This is a genomic window from Xanthomonas sp. NCPPB 2632 (genome assembly GCF_041228075.2).
GTDB lineage: Bacteria > Pseudomonadota > Gammaproteobacteria > Xanthomonadales > Rhodanobacteraceae > Luteibacter.
On the sequence record NZ_CM192979.1, the window covers coordinates 1,838,727 to 1,854,100 of the forward strand.

General features: G+C 60.8%; 13 protein-coding genes and 1 pseudogene. 8 read left to right on the plus strand and 6 right to left on the minus strand.

Features of this window, described 5'->3' with window-relative positions; genetic code table 11:
• Positions 1–102: 102 nt before the first annotated feature.
• Together AB8808_RS08405 and AB8808_RS08410 are read right to left on the minus strand one after the other, a co-directional pair.
• On the minus strand, positions 103–1,269 hold the full coding sequence (locus tag AB8808_RS08405) for an XVIPCD domain-containing protein (RefSeq protein WP_369928426.1): 1,167 nt from the start codon (positions 1,267–1,269) through the stop codon (positions 103–105).
• Positions 1,269–1,877 carry a hypothetical protein gene (locus AB8808_RS08410; RefSeq protein ID WP_369928428.1) on the minus strand — a complete coding sequence of 203 codons (609 nt, stop codon included), beginning with the start codon at positions 1,875–1,877 and terminating at the stop codon, positions 1,269–1,271. Before AB8808_RS08410 ends, AB8808_RS08405 begins: the two co-directional genes overlap by 1 nt.
• Positions 1,878–2,022: 145 nt before the next feature.
• Here AB8808_RS08410 and AB8808_RS08415 point away from each other — a divergent pair, with 145 nt between their 5' ends.
• On the plus strand, positions 2,023–2,403 hold the full coding sequence (locus AB8808_RS08415) for a hypothetical protein (RefSeq protein ID WP_369928430.1): 381 nt from the start codon (positions 2,023–2,025) through the stop codon (positions 2,401–2,403).
• Between the two features lie 591 nt (positions 2,404–2,994).
• Here the strand turns inward: AB8808_RS08415 and AB8808_RS08420 are convergent.
• The gene (locus tag AB8808_RS08420; protein WP_369928431.1) at positions 2,995–3,246 is read right to left on the minus strand and encodes a hypothetical protein; all 252 of its coding nucleotides are present in this window, start codon (positions 3,244–3,246) and stop codon (positions 2,995–2,997) included.
• Between AB8808_RS08420 and AB8808_RS08425 the strand changes: the two genes are divergently transcribed.
• The 6 genes and pseudogenes from AB8808_RS08425 to AB8808_RS08450 all read left to right on the plus strand — a co-directional run.
• A complete protein-coding gene (locus AB8808_RS08425) occupies positions 3,245–7,426 on the plus strand; it encodes an RHS repeat-associated core domain-containing protein (protein WP_369928433.1) in 4,182 nt (1,393 codons plus the stop codon). The two genes, AB8808_RS08420 and AB8808_RS08425, sit on opposite strands and share 2 nt — an antisense overlap.
• 1 nt (position 7,427) lies before the next feature.
• Complete coding sequence (locus tag AB8808_RS08430; RefSeq protein WP_369928435.1) at positions 7,428–7,949, plus strand: hypothetical protein; 522 nt, start codon at positions 7,428–7,430, stop codon at positions 7,947–7,949.
• A 209-nt stretch (positions 7,950–8,158) separates the two neighbouring features.
• Positions 8,159–8,524 carry a hypothetical protein gene (locus tag AB8808_RS08435; RefSeq protein WP_369928437.1) on the plus strand — a complete coding sequence of 122 codons (366 nt, stop codon included), beginning with the start codon at positions 8,159–8,161 and terminating at the stop codon, positions 8,522–8,524.
• A gap of 338 nt (positions 8,525–8,862) precedes the next feature.
• Entirely contained in the window at positions 8,863–9,618 is a 756-nt protein-coding gene (locus tag AB8808_RS08440; protein WP_369928439.1) for a recombinase family protein, read from the plus strand.
• A 282-nt stretch (positions 9,619–9,900) separates the two neighbouring features.
• Positions 9,901–10,287 carry a hypothetical protein gene (locus AB8808_RS08445; protein WP_369928441.1) on the plus strand — a complete coding sequence of 129 codons (387 nt, stop codon included), beginning with the start codon at positions 9,901–9,903 and terminating at the stop codon, positions 10,285–10,287.
• A 258-nt stretch (positions 10,288–10,545) separates the two neighbouring features.
• Positions 10,546–11,181: pseudogene (locus AB8808_RS08450) on the plus strand (IS3 family transposase); the annotation flags it as partial.
• Between the two features lie 43 nt (positions 11,182–11,224).
• Here the strand turns inward: AB8808_RS08450 and AB8808_RS08455 are convergent.
• From AB8808_RS08455 to AB8808_RS08465, 3 genes are all read right to left on the minus strand, one after another.
• A protein-coding gene (locus tag AB8808_RS08455) for an IS3 family transposase (protein ID WP_369928443.1) occupies positions 11,225–12,300 on the minus strand; the annotation gives its coding sequence in 2 pieces (ribosomal slippage) (positions 11,225–12,042 and positions 12,042–12,300; 1,077 coding nt in all).
• A 414-nt stretch (positions 12,301–12,714) separates the two neighbouring features.
• Positions 12,715–13,734, minus strand: a complete 1,020-nt coding sequence (locus AB8808_RS08460) for a GTP pyrophosphokinase (protein ID WP_369928446.1) — start codon at positions 13,732–13,734, stop codon at positions 12,715–12,717.
• A gap of 323 nt (positions 13,735–14,057) precedes the next feature.
• Positions 14,058–14,297 (minus strand): DUF6988 family protein, encoded by a 240-nt coding sequence (locus AB8808_RS08465; RefSeq protein ID WP_506193251.1) that lies wholly within the window; start codon positions 14,295–14,297, stop codon positions 14,058–14,060.
• A gap of 381 nt (positions 14,298–14,678) precedes the next feature.
• Here AB8808_RS08465 and AB8808_RS08470 point away from each other — a divergent pair, with 381 nt between their 5' ends.
• The gene (locus AB8808_RS08470; protein ID WP_369928448.1) at positions 14,679–15,332 is read left to right on the plus strand and encodes a hypothetical protein; all 654 of its coding nucleotides are present in this window, start codon (positions 14,679–14,681) and stop codon (positions 15,330–15,332) included.
• Positions 15,333–15,374: the final 42 nt, after the last annotated feature.

A 15,374-nucleotide genomic window follows, 5' to 3' on the forward strand; every position in this document is an offset into this window, starting at 1 on the left:
GCTGGAGCTGGTCAGTATGGGTGCGTGCAGCGGCATCGCCATTGGAATCGCCGAGGGCTGCCAAGGAGGGCGGAGCCAGCAACGCCGGTCCGGCCCACGCTGTCACCTGACCATTGAAGGACCGGCCGCCTGCTGCGCCTGGTCCTGCTGCTGGCCTTGCTGCTGTTGCTGGGCCTGCACCTGCTGCTGGGCATTGTTTTGCACATGCACGGCCGCCTCCTGACTGCTTTGCGCCAGCGGAGTCTGGATGGCCTGCATCACATTGACCTCGGCCAGCTGCTTGAACGGAGAGTTGAGCTGTCCCTGGACAGCCCATGCCCTGCTTGCATCGTCACTCAAGACGACGTGGTCGATGCGCTGCATGCCCGACGCCAGAGCGGAGGTTGTGAGGGTGCCGGCGAAGTTCTGCGTGTGCGGACCAGACGCGCGACCCTGGCTCTCGTCAATGCCGGCGACGCAGGCATGCGCCTGCTCGTACATCCCGTTGGCGGGATGGCGAGCATCGAGGAGGGTTGGCACAGCCTGGGCATGTGCCTTGGCCTCCGTGATGGCGGCTTGCGTTGCGGGTCCTGCCACGCCATCGGCCTTGAGTCCGTGCGCGGTCTGGAAGGCCTCGACGGCTTCTTTGGTCTTTGCGCCGAAGTGCTGGTCGGCGTGAATCGTGCTGCCGTCCCGTGCGGTAAAGCCCAAGGCTGCAAGGTCGGTCTGGAGCGCGCCAACGGCAGCACCCTTGTCCTTCTCACGGAACATGCCGGGAGTGGCACCATGCTCGGGTGTTTTCTCACCGGTCGCCAGGGCGATGCCAGCGCGCATCGTCGGCCCTTGGGCCACGTTGACGATGGCACGGGCATAGTTCGGGCCGGTCGCGTAGTGGGCCTTTTCCAATGCCTCGGCTTCCCTTTCCAGGTTGCCCTTGATGCCTTCCTTGAACAAGCCGGCCTTTGCATAACGGGGCTGGTCTTCGAGGAACTTCTGGCGGTCCCGCAGCGAGTCTTCATACGAATCGTAGACCCGAAACTTTTCTTTCGACATGTACATCTTTTTGTTTTCGTCGTACTCCGGAACCGTGAACTCCTTGGTCTTACCGTGCCAGGAGGCATCTGCCTTGACGTTGAACAGGTTGTTTGTGCCTTCAAGGGTCTTTTGCCCCCAGCCAGTTTCCTGGGCCGTTTGCGCAAGGATAAGTTCCAGTGACGTCCCCGATTCCTCGGCCACCTTCTTCGCGGCGGGATAGATGTCCGCAATGAACTGCTGCTGGGGATTGGTCATCACTTGTCTCCCTTGGGGGCAAGGGACGGGGAGGCCGTGAACGGTGTGTCCGTTGCGCGGTCGGGCAGCATCGACCAGGTGCCGGTGACGACCGGTTGCCCATCTTTCAAACGGAAATTCGAGCTGTCCTTGTCGACCGACAGCGACACCTTGCCATGGACGCCAGGTGCGGTGACCGGAGCGACCGACACCAAGCGACCGGTGGCCTCATCGAAGGACGCCACATCGACAAATGTCTGAGCGGTTGCGGCCTCGGATGCGGTGTCAGACTGGATGAGGGCTTGGACCTGTTTGCCGTTCTTCAGGCAATGCGTGGCCTGGTTCTGGTACCAGCCCTTGGCAAGGGGAGCCGGGGTGGCCCAACGAACCTTGTGGGTGCCCTTGTCTTCGACCGTCACCCACGCCCGCGCATTCATGCCGTCCGCATCCGTGGCATTTCCGACCACGCAGGTAAGCCCGTCGCCAAGTTCAACGGATGCATTGGCGTCAAAGTGGGCAGGGCGGTTTGCGGCGTGGCTTACCGGTGCACATCCGAGGGATGCGACAGCACTGAAAACCAGCAAGGTGCGAAGGCGGGGGGCGGGACGTGAGCGTGGGCGCTTGGACATGGGAACTCCTGTAGGGTCAACCAAAAGGTCAGGCCGGAACATTACCAATAGTGGCCTCGGTCGAAGAGTACCGAGTTCGGGGTGACCGGATGCTTACCCGCTCATGCCGTTGACGCGCCCACACGTGTGCTATTCAGCCAAACTCTTGCGCCTCGTCGATGGCCACGGACAATCGCTCGATGGCCGGTCCAATGCCCACGGCAGCAAGTCCCTTGGCCGGGGTCAGCACATCCACGACTTGTGCCGCTGCGCGAGCGACGGTCGCCAGTCCGGCCTCACCGGCATGGCGGGCCACAAGGCTTGCCCGGAATCGGGCTTCGGCCAAGTCACCGTCCAGAACTGCCTGACTCAAGGCAACGGCATCAAGGATGATGCCGGCATGCTCAAGAATTTCGTCTTCCGCTCTGACATGAAAGCTCCCTCCGGTATCCGGCCTAGCCGGCTTTTCAGCGTTGCAGACAGTGTGTCAGCCATGTGGGTGACCGTGTGTAGTTGCAGACCTACACCCTTTCGGCCGCAGGGCTGAAAGGGCGCGGTTTTGCCAACAGATTTCAACCCCGCATGCCCATTTTGAGAGCACGCCACTTTTGTGACCAGCTTCACAGAATTCACGACGCGCAGCGGCTGACGACCCGGCACGGTGCGGCGAACAAATCCACAGGCGGGGTCGCAGTTCGACGGTAAATGGTTGCACAAACTAAAAAACGTACTTGACGCACGGACAAGCGGTAGAGCTTACGCATTGTCGTTTTGGAGGTTTGTAGGAAAACCCCTACAACTTCACGGCCGAACATTTGTCACCTCAAAGCCGGTACCCTTCGCGCACCTTTCAAGCGTAGGGATGCGGCCATGCTCACTCGGCATGAGTTTGGGAATGGGCTTTTCGCGAAAGCGTGTGCCGTGCTTGTTGCCGTTGGCATCGCCATGGCGCCCTGGCAGAGCGCAACAGCCCAGATGGGGCGACCTGGACAGACCAGGAGTGTCGTTGCCGCGTCTGCCAAGGCAAACGTTGCGCAGCCTGCAGCGGCACCTGCAACCGACGTTACCGGCGTCTGGCACGGTAACCTGCAGTCACCCTACGATTCGGTGGCAGATGCCTGGACCGAAGAGGTCACGCTCACGCAGGACGCCAGCGGGACGTCACCGGCACGCGCCTGACCGTTCCCGGTGGCAGCGGCCAGAAATGGTTCAAGACGTCAGTCTCCGGCACGGTGTCCGGCAGCACGTTGACGATTGCCGACCAGGCCATCCTTGCACAGGGCGACCCGAGCAGTTCGCCCTGTCTCATCACGCTGACCATGACGCTCTCGGCAGACGGGTCGACCTTCTCCGGCCCATGGACGTCACCGACCTGCCAGGGCGGCAGCATGAGTATCAGCCGCTATGGCGGTCAGGGCGCGGCAGGCCTCGGCAGCGGCGCGCCCTGTGACGGTGGCATGGGAAGCACAAAGAACGGGACGGGCAGTGGTGGTGGCGCGTCCGGCAATGCGGACGGCTCGTCTTGTGCCGAAAAGCTTGGCGCCGCACACGTGGGTGACCCGATTGACGCGTCGACGGGCAACTTCTTCCTGCAGGAAGACGACTATGACGGCGGTGACTACCTGACGTTCCGCCGGTTTTACAACAGCAGCCAGACCATGGCACCCGCCCACATGGGGTTCCACTGGCGCCATTCGTTCGACCGCTCGCTCATCATCAACGGGTCGCCGGCCACATCGGTGACCGCGCTGCGCCCGGACGGCAAGCAAGAGACCTTCCAGCCAAGCGGTGACACGTGGACCGGCACGACGCCGGGCGACCGCTTTACCGTGGTCAAGGACGCCAGTGGCGCCGTGACGGGTTACACCTTCTTCGTCGGTGGCGTTCGCCAGACGGAAACCTACGATACGCGCGGCATCCTGTTATCGGTGGCCGGCCAGGACGGGCAGGGCATCACCCTTGCCTACACCACTTCTTCGACCCCCACCGTCTCCGGGGTGTTGCTGACCTCCGTCACCGATTCGAAGGGACGGGCCATTACCTTCGGCTACGATTCCGACTACCGCCTGAGCTCCTTGAAGTTCCCGGATGGAACCACCGCGAGCTTTGATTACAACGATTCATCCGCGCGTCTGTACGCCGCCTATGGCAGCCAGAACGTCAAGTACTACAGCTACAACGAAGACGGCAGCGTTGGGGATGGCGCGCCGGCTGGCCTTGTGACCAGCATCTATGACGCCATCGGCAATTACGAGAGCGTGACCTACGACAGTCAGGGGCGTGCGACAAGCTCGTCGTTTACAGGCAACGTCGGCACGACAAAGGTCACTTATAACGACGGCGCTGCACCGACCATCACCTATCCGCTGGGCAACACGGTGACCCTTGGGGTATCGACGGTGGCCGGCGTCGGCCGGGTTACAAGCCTTGATACGCCGTGCGGCCCGGACTGCGGCCAGCGCTGGAAGTCGCGCACCTACGACAGCCTTGGATTTCCGGCGTCGATGACCGATTTCCGGGGCAACACAACCCAGATGACCTATGACGCCAATGGGCTGCTGGTCCACACCATTGAGGCCGTCGGCACGGATGCCCAGCGCAACACCAGCACGACCTGGGACACGATTTTGCGCCTGCCGCTGACGCGTGCCGTCTCCAATGCCAAGGGCAATGTGGTGGTCAAGAATGCCTGGGCCTACAACGCCCGGGGTCAGGTCACCGCCGAGTGCGTGATTGACCCGTCCGTGACCGCGAACTACACCTGTGGCAGTCAGGCCCACGCCCCGAAAGGCATTCGCCAGATACTCCACACGTGGTGTGATGCGGTGAATACGACCACCTGCCCGCTGGTCGGCCTTGCGTTGACCATCGACGGACCACGTACGGACATCACCGATGTGCGCCGCTTCGCCTATTACATGACCACCGACGAGAGCGGCTGCACCGTCTACGGCGGTCCGTGTCACAAGATGGGCGATGTCTCGACCATCACGGACGAGGCAGGCCACGTCACGACGTACGTGACCTACAACGGCGGTGGACGGCCGACGCGCATCAAGGACCCCAATGGGGTCATCACGGACCTTGCCTACAACGCGGGTGGACAGCTGGCGTCGAGAATCGTACGGGCCAGTGCGGATGGCACCTCGTCATCGGGGGATGCAACGATCACCCTGACCTACGGCTATCGCCGGCTGCTCCAGCAGGTCACCGACCCCGACGGCGTCTCGCTGAACCTCCAGTACGACCTCGCCAACCGCCTCACGAACGTCTCGCGGGCGGACCGCAGTTTCATCCAATACACGCTCGACGCGGCGGGCAATGCCATCAAGGAAGAAACCTTCGATTCGTCGAGCACGCTACGCCGGTCCATGTCGCGTGCCTACAACGCGCTGGGCCAGCTGGTCTCGGTGACGGACGGCCTCGGTCACGTGGTCTTCGATGCGACGGCGACGGGCAGCTACGACGCCGATGGCAACTTCCTTGGCGCCAAGGACGCGCGGGGCACGGCTACCCGGAACAGCTACGATGGCCTCAATCGCCTGGTCAGTTCCGTTGGTGACTTCAATGGGACCTCCACGGCAACAGCTAACACCCAGCTGGCCACCGCGTTCGATGCGCTCGACAACGTTGCAGGCATCAGCGACCCGGCGGGTCTCAACACCCTCTACGACCACAATGGCCTCGGTGATCTCCTCGGGACCAACAGTCCCGACACGGGCGCGACGGCCTTCACAGTCGATGCGGCGGGCAACCGCGTGACGAAGACGGACGCGAAGGGCGTGGTGACCACCTACACCGATGACGCGCTCGGGCGTGTGACGTCGGCCTCCTATACGGACACTACGCTCAACGTCGCCTATCACTACGACGAGGCCAACTCGATCACGGGGTGCACTGCCTCGGCCCCCATCGGACGCGTGACGCGCGTGGTCGAAACGGGGGTCACAACGTCGTATTGCTATGACGGACGGGGCAACGTGACCGACAAGCGCCAGACGCAGGGGACGGTGACCGACACCATCCACTACGTCTACTCCAAGGCTGACCGCATCCTGAGCGAGACACGCCCTGGTGGCGCCGTCGTGGCCTATGAACGCGACAGTCTGGGGCAGGTCACCGGCGTGACCTATACCCCGACGCCCGGCGGGTCCGCACTGACCGTTGCCTCCAGCATCAAGTGGCTGCCGTTCGGTCCGGTGCAGCAGTACGTTCTTGGCAACAACCAGTCGGTGGTCCGGACCTATGACGCCAACTATCGGGTGACAGACCTTGTCTCGCCAGCTCTTGAACTGCATTTTGTCCTCGATGCTGTCGGCAATGTCACCGGGGTCTCGGAATCTGGTGGAGGGACCGCAAGCTACGTTTACGACGCGCTCAACCGCCTGACCACGGTCAAGGACGGGTCTGGGAAAGTCATCGAGGCGTATACCTACAACCAGACGGGTGACCGTTTGAGCAAGACGGCGCCGGGGTCTTACACCGGTGCGTACACGTACAAGACCGGCACCCACTGGCTCACCAGCATGGGGACGGCGTCGCGCACCTACGACGCCAAAGGCAGCACCACGGGGAACGTGTCTGCCGGCACAACGACCACCTACGTCTACAATGGTCGGGGCCGCATGACGAGCGTCCAGGTGGTCGGCGCGACCGCAGGCAGCTATGTCTACAACGCACTCGACGAGCGGGTCGCCAAGACGGTGGGGTCTACCACGACGCGGTTTGTCTATGACACTGGCAGTCAACTGGTGTCCGAGGCTTCGGGGTCGACCCGGCGCGATTACATCGCGGTGGACGGCCTGCCGCTTGCGGTCGCCGATGGGTCGACGCTGGGTTTCGTCACCGCCGATGGGCTCGGTTCGCCGCGCGCGGTGACGTCGGCAGCCGGCGCTGTCGTCTGGACCTGGCCTTATGCACTCAATCCGTTCGGTGAAAACCGTGCAACGTCGACGACTGGCTATGTGCTCAACCTGCGCCTGCCAGGCCAGTACGCGGATAGTGAAGCGGGACTGAAATACAACATCAACCGCAGCTTTGATGCGGCAACTGGCCGGTACATGCAGAGCGACCCGATTGGTCTTGCGGGTGGTGCCAGCACCTATGGCTATGTGGGCGGAAACCCCCTCACATGGGCCGACATCCTTGGCCTCGACCAGCACTTGGGATATCGCACGATTGACGGGGGAAGCAACTCGCCGAGTTGGGTAATCCAATGGAAGTTGTCCGAGCCATCCAAGAGTGGCGGTTACATTGTTCAGACCATCTCGGGCGTCCTGCCAAGCGGTCAGACAGTTGTATATTCAGAGGCGTGGCAGCTCGGAACAGGTGACGTGATAACAATGAGTTCCCAAAGAGCTGGTAAAGACGATGATTTTGGGGGCTGGAAATCACTGACAGCCAGTGCAACCTATTACGACGGATTGACGCTACCTGACTCCTACGATTATGGTCGCGTCCGCTATGCACATGACTTGTTGAGCAAACCCGGTGATGCTGACATTTTTGGTTGTCCAGGCTCGAATACGGTGACGCGTACGTTCCAGCCGCCGTCCAGTGGAGGAAAGTGAGATGTCTGCAGAACGCATATGCACGCTGGAGCGCTGGTTCCGGCCCATGGTGCTCGTAACAGCGCTTTTTCTCATGCTTGCTTCGAGTCTTCCTGTCTCAGCGCAATCGGTCGGTCAGGTGTCGGTTGAGACAGCGCAAGCGCCCTCTCACGTAAGCCGCTCCGCCGATGTCATCAAGGCTGCGACCGTTCGCAGGAACCGTGCCGACGCGGCGATAGCACTTTCAGAATGGGTGAGGAAAAACCCGAGTGAGGTAAGCGATAACGACATGTCGATATTGGCAGGGCTTTTGACGGAAGACGATGACATCGTCAGACGTGAGGCTGCCGGCGCACTGGGTTTCCTCGGTACGAGGGCGAAGCCGTTCATTCCCCAGCTCCTTGCCGCGCTCAAGCAACGCCCGTGCTCAGACCAGCCGGCGATGTCGGCCGACGCCATCCATGTCGCACTGGAACGGGTAGGCTATGGACCGATGGGATTGCCCTGCAGGGACCATGAGCGTTCGCCGCCACAAGCGCGCTAAGAGGGCTCATGGCTTTCTTGTGTCGCGTGATGCAAGAAGCGTCAGTCCCGGATTGGCATCCATGGTTCATGTTTGCGACGCGCCAATCTTCTGACGACGTTCACGATTGAAGCTTGCCTGCGCTGGGGGAAATGATTTGACCTTGGCCTTCGAGTGCCGGACATGGTGCGAGCGATGGCCTCTGGAAATCTCTGCATAGGGCTATGCCAATGCTTTCCGCCGCGTTGACTCTTGGTTGTATTGCCATCGTGGAGCTCGTGGTTGGCATCAGCGTGTTGGCATTCATTTTTTTCTCAGTGCAGAAAACGCCGGGGTTCAGCCGTCGCAGGCGGTTGGCGTTTGTTGCCTTGGGCGCGCTTCTCTTTTCACCCGCCCTCGTGCCTGCCGGAACGCTGGCGGTGGTGCCTCTTCCCTTGGGTGTACTGCTGACGTTTGTACGTTCATCGGCAGACGCACTGTTTTTGCTGAAGACGTGGTGGTTTATCGTCCCGTCGATGCTCATCACGGGATTTGCTTGCAGTTACGTGGCCCACCGTGTTTTTTCCAGGGCGGTTCTTCCGGCTCAAGGCACCTAACGGGCATGTGACCTGGCCCAGTCCTTCCTGCTCCACTGGAACGGACTGGCTAAGGACAAGAGGGACTCTCATGCATGGACGCGGCGCGTTCGCCGCCAACGTCCCCCTGGACGCCGCTTCACTTTCGAGCCCGGGTGGCGATGGTTTTCCAACGGGCTTCAACCCCGCATGCCCATTTTGAGACGCACGCCACCTTACGGCCTGTCCAAGCCCGTTTCCCCATGGATGGAAAGGGCCTAGCGTAGGGATGACGGCACACGCCGCCGCCCCCGTGGTGTGCGCCCATGCCGTTTGCCCCGTCTCCGTCATCTCCCCTCCCGGTCCGGGTCGCCGCCTACATGCGCATGTCGACCGACATGCAGCGGTACTCCATCGAAAACCAGACCGCGTCCATCAACGCCTACGCCGCGCTCCACGGCATGCACATCGTGCGGGTCTACCGGGACGAGGGACGCAGCGGCCTGACGATTGAGCGCCGGCCAGGCCTGTTGTCCCTGATGGCCGACGTCCGGGGCGGGCGCCATGGGTTCACCGGTGTGCTCGTCCTCGATGTCAGTCGCTGGGGGCGCTTCCAGAACATCGATGAAGCGGCGTTTTACGAGTTCGTCTGCTGGCAGGGTGGGGTGCGTGTGCTCTACGTCGCCGAACCCTTCGACAACGACGGCAGTCCGTTTTCCATGGTGTTCAAGGGCCTCAAGCGGGCGATGGCGGCGGAGTACAGCCGGGAGCTCTCGGCAAAGACGGCGGCCGGGCAGCGCCATCTCGCGCAATTGGGCTACCGCCAGGGCGCCATCGCCGGCTATGGGCTGCGGCGGCTACTCGTCGGGCCGGACGGGGAAGCGAAAATGGTCCTGGCCGACGGGGACAGGAAAAGCCTCGCGACCGACCGCATCGTCTTGATACCCGGACCGCCGGAGGAAGTGCGGACCGTCCGCTGGATGTTCGACCGATACCTGCAAGGCCAAGGCTGCACGGCCATCGCCAACCAGCTCAACGACCAAGGCATCCTCAGCCATCGGGGAAAGCCTTGGGTGTATGCAACCGTCCGGACCATCCTATGGGTACTGGGGCCGTTATCGCGACCGATACATTGACTGGACCGCCGACCATGTTATTGATGTGGGACCGTATGCGGCCGGTCTGGTCGGAGGCGTTTGGCCTAAATCTCTGGCACCGGCGACAGCAGGGCGGCCTGCACTCCTCGGATCAAAAAATCCGCTGACCAGCGTACCCCGTGGCTTTGGCCTGCCCGGTGCAAACTCTCCGACGGTAAGGCCCGGCGCAGCGGTAATTGGCGTTGCTACCGTAGGAATAGGCTTCTACGATGCGACTATCATTCTTGAAGGCTTCATTTACGCAATTCCTGAGAGCTCGCCATGACGTTTACGTGGGCCGCAGTTGTTGTTCCTTTTGTCGCGCTGGCAGCCTTGATCGTGTATCTAAGGCGACGCTCGCGAACCAAACTATTTGGGATGCGGGAAGATGCCGACCTGGAACATTTAAGGGCAATGTCGAACCCGAACGTACCGCGCCCCCTGTTCGAAGACGTTTTTCAAACGATTGCAGAGCAAATCGGCATCCGCCCCGGTCAGCTCAGGCCTTCGGATAGATTCACCGAGATTTTCAAGGTTGACAGCTGGCAGTTAGGTGGTGCGCAGGATGCGGTCGAAGACTTAATTCGAAAAAAAACAGCAAATAGTCCGCCACCGCTTGATACCATTCAGGACTTACTTACTTGGCTATCGAACGAGCAAAAGAAGTAACACATAGCAGGGTTCTGTAGGCATCAGACCGATCGCGTTGCCATGCGTTGACCCTACCTGGGGTAACGAATTACCGGCTTGCGATGCTGACCTCTGATCACCTTCCACCGAGCGAGACGTGTGCTTCAACCGACGTCCTCCCGGATTTGAGTAGCGGCCCGGTTTCGAGTCCAATCCCCCACGAGAAGGAGATTGGACGTGAAGAAGCGCTTTTCCTAAGAACAGATCATTGGCTTCCTGCGTGAGGTCGAGGCCGGCATGGCCTCGTATTACCTGTGGCGGAGCAAGTTCGGTGGCATGAGCGTGCCGGAGGCCAAGCGGCTGAAGGACCTTGAGACCGAGAACGGCCGACTGAAGAAGCTGCTGGCCGAGCAGCTTCTGGAAAATGAGGTTATTAAAGACGCTCTGCGAAAAAAATGGTGAGCGCACCGGACCGGCGTGAGCTGGTGCGCTATCTGGTCGGCCGGGAACTGAGCGAGCGTCGTTCGCTGGCGATTGCCGACATGAGCGCAAGCGCCTACCGCTACGAGCCACGTCCCGACCGTAACGTCGAACCCCGCGAGGTGATCTGCGCGCTGGCGAATCGCCATAAACGCTATGGCGTGGGCATGATCTATCTGAAGCTTCGCCAGGCCGGGCACGCGGTGAATTACAAGCGGGTCGAGCGCTTGTATCAAGAGGCCAGCCTCCAGGTGCGGCGGCGCAAACGAAAGAAAGTCCCACCGGCCGAAAGGCAGCCACTGCTTCGCGGCGGCTGCGAACGAAGTCTGGTCGATTGATTTCGTGTTTGATCGCACCGCCGAGGGCCGCGTCATCAAATGCCTGACGATCGTCGACGATGCGACGCACGAGGCCGTCGCTATTGAGGTCGAACGAGCGATCTCGGGCATCGGCGACGTCCCCCCGCCTTCAGTAGCGGTCCGATTTGAGTCCGGGGTTAATGTAACTGTTTCGCGTAAGCGGCGGGAGTCAGCCCGCCGAGTGCCTTCTTCGGTCGCTCTTCGTTGTATTCCCGTCGCCAGTTTTCGATCTCGGTTCGGGCATGCAGCAGGCTGGGAAACCAGTGTTCGTTGAGACACTCATCGCGAAGCCTTCCGTTGAATGATTCGATGTAGGCGTTCTGATTCGGCTTGCCAGGCTCGATCAGGCGCAGCTGCACGCCGCGCTCGTGTGCCCATGCGACCATGGCCTTGCCACAGAACTCCTTTCCGTTGTCGCTGCGAATGATTTTCGGCAGGCCCCGAGTGACGGCCAGGCGGTCCATGACGCGCGTTACGCCGATGCCTGAGATCGCCCGCTCGATCTCGATGGCGACTGCCTCATGCGTAGCGTCATCGACGATCGTCAGGCACTTCAATACGCGCCCTTCGGCGGTGCGATCGAAGACGAAATCGATGGACCAGACCTCGTTTGCGGCCGCGGGCCGGAGCAGTGGCTGCCTGTCGGTCGGAGGCACCTTTTTCCGTTTCCGTCGGCGCACCTGCAGGTTCGCCTCCTGGTACAGGCGCTCGACTCGTTTGTAATTGACCATCTGACCGGCCTGGCGGAGCTTCAGGTAGATCATGCCGACGCCGTAGCGTTTATGGCGATTGGCCAGCGCGCAGATCATCTCGCGCAGATCGACGTTGGGGTCGGGCCGCGGTTCGTATCGGTAAGCGCTTGCGCTCATGCCGGCGATCGCCAGCGACCGGCGCTCACTCAGTTCCTGGCCGATCAGATAGCGCACCAGCTCGCGCCGGTCCGGTGCGCTCACCATTTTTTTCGCAGAGCTTCCTTGATGACCTCGTTCTCCAGAAGCTGCTCGGCAAGCAGCTTTTTAAGGCGTCCGTTCTCCGACTCCAGGTCCTTCAGCCGCTTGGCCTCGGGCACGCTCATGCCGCCGAACTTGCTTCGCCACAGGTAGTAAGAGGCTTCACTGAAGCCGTGCTTGCGACATAGGTCCTTGACCGGCATGCCTGCCTCGGCCTCGCGCAGGAAGCCGATGATCTGCTCTTCGGAAAAACGCTTCTTCACGTCCAATCTCCTTCTTGTGGGGGATTGAACTCGAAACCGGGGCGCTACTCAAATTTGGGGGGACGTCGCCGCCATGCCCACCTTCCAATGGTCCACCCCCTCCACGCTCGGTGCACCGTTCTTCACGATCATCGACGAGGCGATTGTCGGGTACGTGACGACCATCGCTTTTCCGGATGGAAGGTGACTAGCGAAGGTTCTGCCCGAAGGTTCAGCGGAATCTGACCACTACGCTCATGCAGAGAGCCAGGCCCGTGCCCGGTCGTTCGTGGAGAGATTACTGAGGCATCACGCACCCGACACAACCGGCTGGCGTCGGGTGGGGGCGGGTCATCGTATAGCTCGCTCAGGCCTCGCAAGCCAAAGGGAGCTGATGATCGTTTGTGAGACTCGCCTCGGGCTGCTTGCAGATTGCTAATCGCTTTTTGGACTGACTGGGCGACGAACAATTGCTTTTGACGATTCCTTTTTAATCGGCCACTTTACCTTCATCGCGTTCCGAAGGAGACCGGTATGCGTGAAGAAAACTCCGTCGGCGTTCCTAGCGAGTCGCCGCGACCTAACCTCGTCGCTCATGGGCATAGACTCAAACAAGGCGAGCGCCTTGGCTACTCGAATTTCTTCTTCTGCTTTGACTTTGGGCCAGGTCTCACTCACGAGTTTTTTTAGATCAGCCACTTTAATAATATTTTTGTCGCCCAGTTCCTTCAGCATTTCGTCATATTTCTCTCTTTCGGCGTCCTTATTTTTAGCTGGGAAGATGGCGTCCAAGGTGGCTGCCAACAAGTCCACATTGAGCAAAGCATCTTCGGTGTTCGGCTCAGTCACATATTTTTCGCGCTCGTTCAATACGCGGTCAAACTCGAGATCTACCATCTCTAGCAAAGCGGAAGCCCTACTTATCGAACGGCGGAGTGGAAGCGGAACGCTTGCTTCACGCTTGTATTGAAGCTTGTGAGACGCGACTGCCCATATATGCTGAGCCAGCGTTCGTAACTGAACCTCAAAGACGTAGTCGCTAAGGCGGCGGAAGCTCGGCAATGAGGCCCACTCTGGTCTCACCTTCAATATAAAGTGCAGAGACTGGTAGCCAAACTGGCTGGCCTCGAGACGATCAGCGGTATCAGCTCTTTCGATGACTTCGAAATGAGTAGCGAGCACGTCATCGATTACTTCCAGATCTCTGTGGAACAACAGGGTAATGCGCACGCCCACGAGGTCCGGAAAGTCCGTTGCCGAGGCAATCGTACGTTCTTTTCGCTCAACCTTTTCTAGCAAAGACGCTAAGGTTTTGACACGCCCTTCAACGGGAGCACCCAGTGACACCCCGCTCTCGTCGATCAGGTGCCCCACCTGATGCGTTATTTCGCGAAGAAATCGCTCACAATCTGGTCGCCTGTGTTCATAATCGGCGACGATAGCTTGTTCGTCCATGGCAGATTCTCTAAAGGTTTAAACCGTGACCTAAAGGTGACCAAACCCAGCCCAAAGCATATCAAGCCAGACCCAGTGCACTAAAAAAGCCTTAGGCAGAACAATTACTAAGGTGCCGTATCTGGTGGAGGTAGCCGGAATCAAGCCCGGGCACCTCGTTACACCTTGTTTCACCGCGCTAGTTGTCTCGCGATGACGCGGAAAAAAATGACACTCAAAACGAAAGCGGGCTGAGAATAGCATCGTCGAGGGCGAAGGAGGTCCCCATCGGCATCACCGTCGGTGTCCGCGATGACGTGCGGAGGCAGAGGGGCAGGGAGGCGTCAAACCGCCAGGCCAGGGGCGATCGGCAGGCAGTGCCGATGCGTTTTCCAAAGATCCGTCACGGCGCCCCTGGCGGCCGCGGACCCCGTTAGGGCGGCCAGCATCCGGTAAGTCACGTGAAGGATCGCGTTGGCGTTTCGAAGGATCTGGCAGGCCAGGAGGACGGGGAAGCCTTTGCTCTGCCGACGGAGGGGATGGACGCCAGCGTGGACGAACGAATTGAGTCCGCGCCAGGTCACCTCTTAAGAACTGTTGTAGGGGAACCGTCAGACCGTCCGGAGCGCGGCCTTTCATCGGATTGTGCCCCCTGTGCGTGACGGATCGCCTCGTTTCCTCATGTGATTTCGGGAGTATGTCTCGAAGGCTTGCCATGCTCGGCATGGGCGCCGATCCATGAAATATCTTTGCCGAAAGTGTGTGGGTGCGCGCCTACAGTAAAGCACTGCGGAAATTCGTAGGATCTGCCGACTCCGCGTGGGCGGAAAAACCAGGGATGCACCATGGACAGGTCGGGTAGAAACTTCGGTGGGGCGCCTCGCGCGCTGCCGGCCAAGATGCCTAGCGAACGGCCGACTGCCCGCCGGTGGTTGCACGGACTGACGCTACTGGGGCTTTTGTTCGTGGCCGGCGCCCACGCTCAGGTGGGCACCGAGCCACCGGCGGTTGCAGGGCGTAACGCGATCCGCCCGCAAAACGCAGCCATCCGTGCGGCCGCATCCCCTGCGGTGAATGTCACCGGCACCTGGTATGGAAACCTGTCCGCTCCGGGGGATTCCAGTGCGGCGCAATGGGCCCAGGAGTTTGTCCTGAACCAGGACGCCGCCGGCGCCATCACCGGATCACGCAAGACCGTCGCGCTCGGCGCGTCCAATCAGTTCGTGTGGTCGCAAACCGGCACCCTCTCGGGCACCCAGCTGACGCTCAATGACACCACGCTCATCAGTCAGATGGGTTCGACCAACCCCTGCAAGTCGACGCTCACCCTGACGGTCTCGGCCGATGGGTCGAGCTTCTCGGGCACGTGGGCGGCTCCGACCCAATCGGGCTGCAAGGGCGGCACAATTAGCGCCACCCGATATGGCGGTGCGTCCGCCAAGCGCCTTGGTAGCGGAGCCCCTTGCGACGGCGGCGAAGGGTCTGCCCTCCTGGCCGGCGGCGGCAGCGGCGGCACCGCCAGCGGTAACGCGAATGGCTCTTCCTGTGCGGAAAAAATGGGCGCGCCCCGCGTCGGCGATCCGATCGATGCCTCGACGGGTAATTTCTACCTGCAGTAGGACGACTTCGCCGGCAGCGAATGGCTGTCTTTCAGCCGCTTC

What these genes read in the sequence shown, in the direction of transcription:
- AB8808_RS08405 (WP_369928426.1), bottom strand. Translation starts at nt 1,269, where the DNA reads ATGACCAATCCCCAGCAGCAGTTCATTGCGGACATCTATCCCGCCGCG.
- AB8808_RS08410 (WP_369928428.1), bottom strand. Translation starts at nt 1,877, where the DNA reads ATGTCCAAGCGCCCACGCTCACGTCCCGCCCCCCGCCTTCGCACCTTG.
- AB8808_RS08425 (WP_369928433.1), top strand. Translation starts at nt 3,245, where the DNA reads ATGAGTATCAGCCGCTATGGCGGTCAGGGCGCGGCAGGCCTCGGCAGC.
- AB8808_RS08420 (WP_369928431.1), bottom strand. Translation starts at nt 3,246, where the DNA reads ATGCTGCCGCCCTGGCAGGTCGGTGACGTCCATGGGCCGGAGAAGGTC.
- AB8808_RS08430 (WP_369928435.1), top strand. Translation starts at nt 7,428, where the DNA reads ATGTCTGCAGAACGCATATGCACGCTGGAGCGCTGGTTCCGGCCCATG.
- AB8808_RS08435 (WP_369928437.1), top strand. Translation starts at nt 8,159, where the DNA reads ATGCTTTCCGCCGCGTTGACTCTTGGTTGTATTGCCATCGTGGAGCTC.
- AB8808_RS08440 (WP_369928439.1), top strand. Translation starts at nt 8,863, where the DNA reads ATGCGCATGTCGACCGACATGCAGCGGTACTCCATCGAAAACCAGACC.
- AB8808_RS08445 (WP_369928441.1), top strand. Translation starts at nt 9,901, where the DNA reads ATGACGTTTACGTGGGCCGCAGTTGTTGTTCCTTTTGTCGCGCTGGCA.
- AB8808_RS08460 (WP_369928446.1), bottom strand. Translation starts at nt 13,734, where the DNA reads ATGGACGAACAAGCTATCGTCGCCGATTATGAACACAGGCGACCAGAT.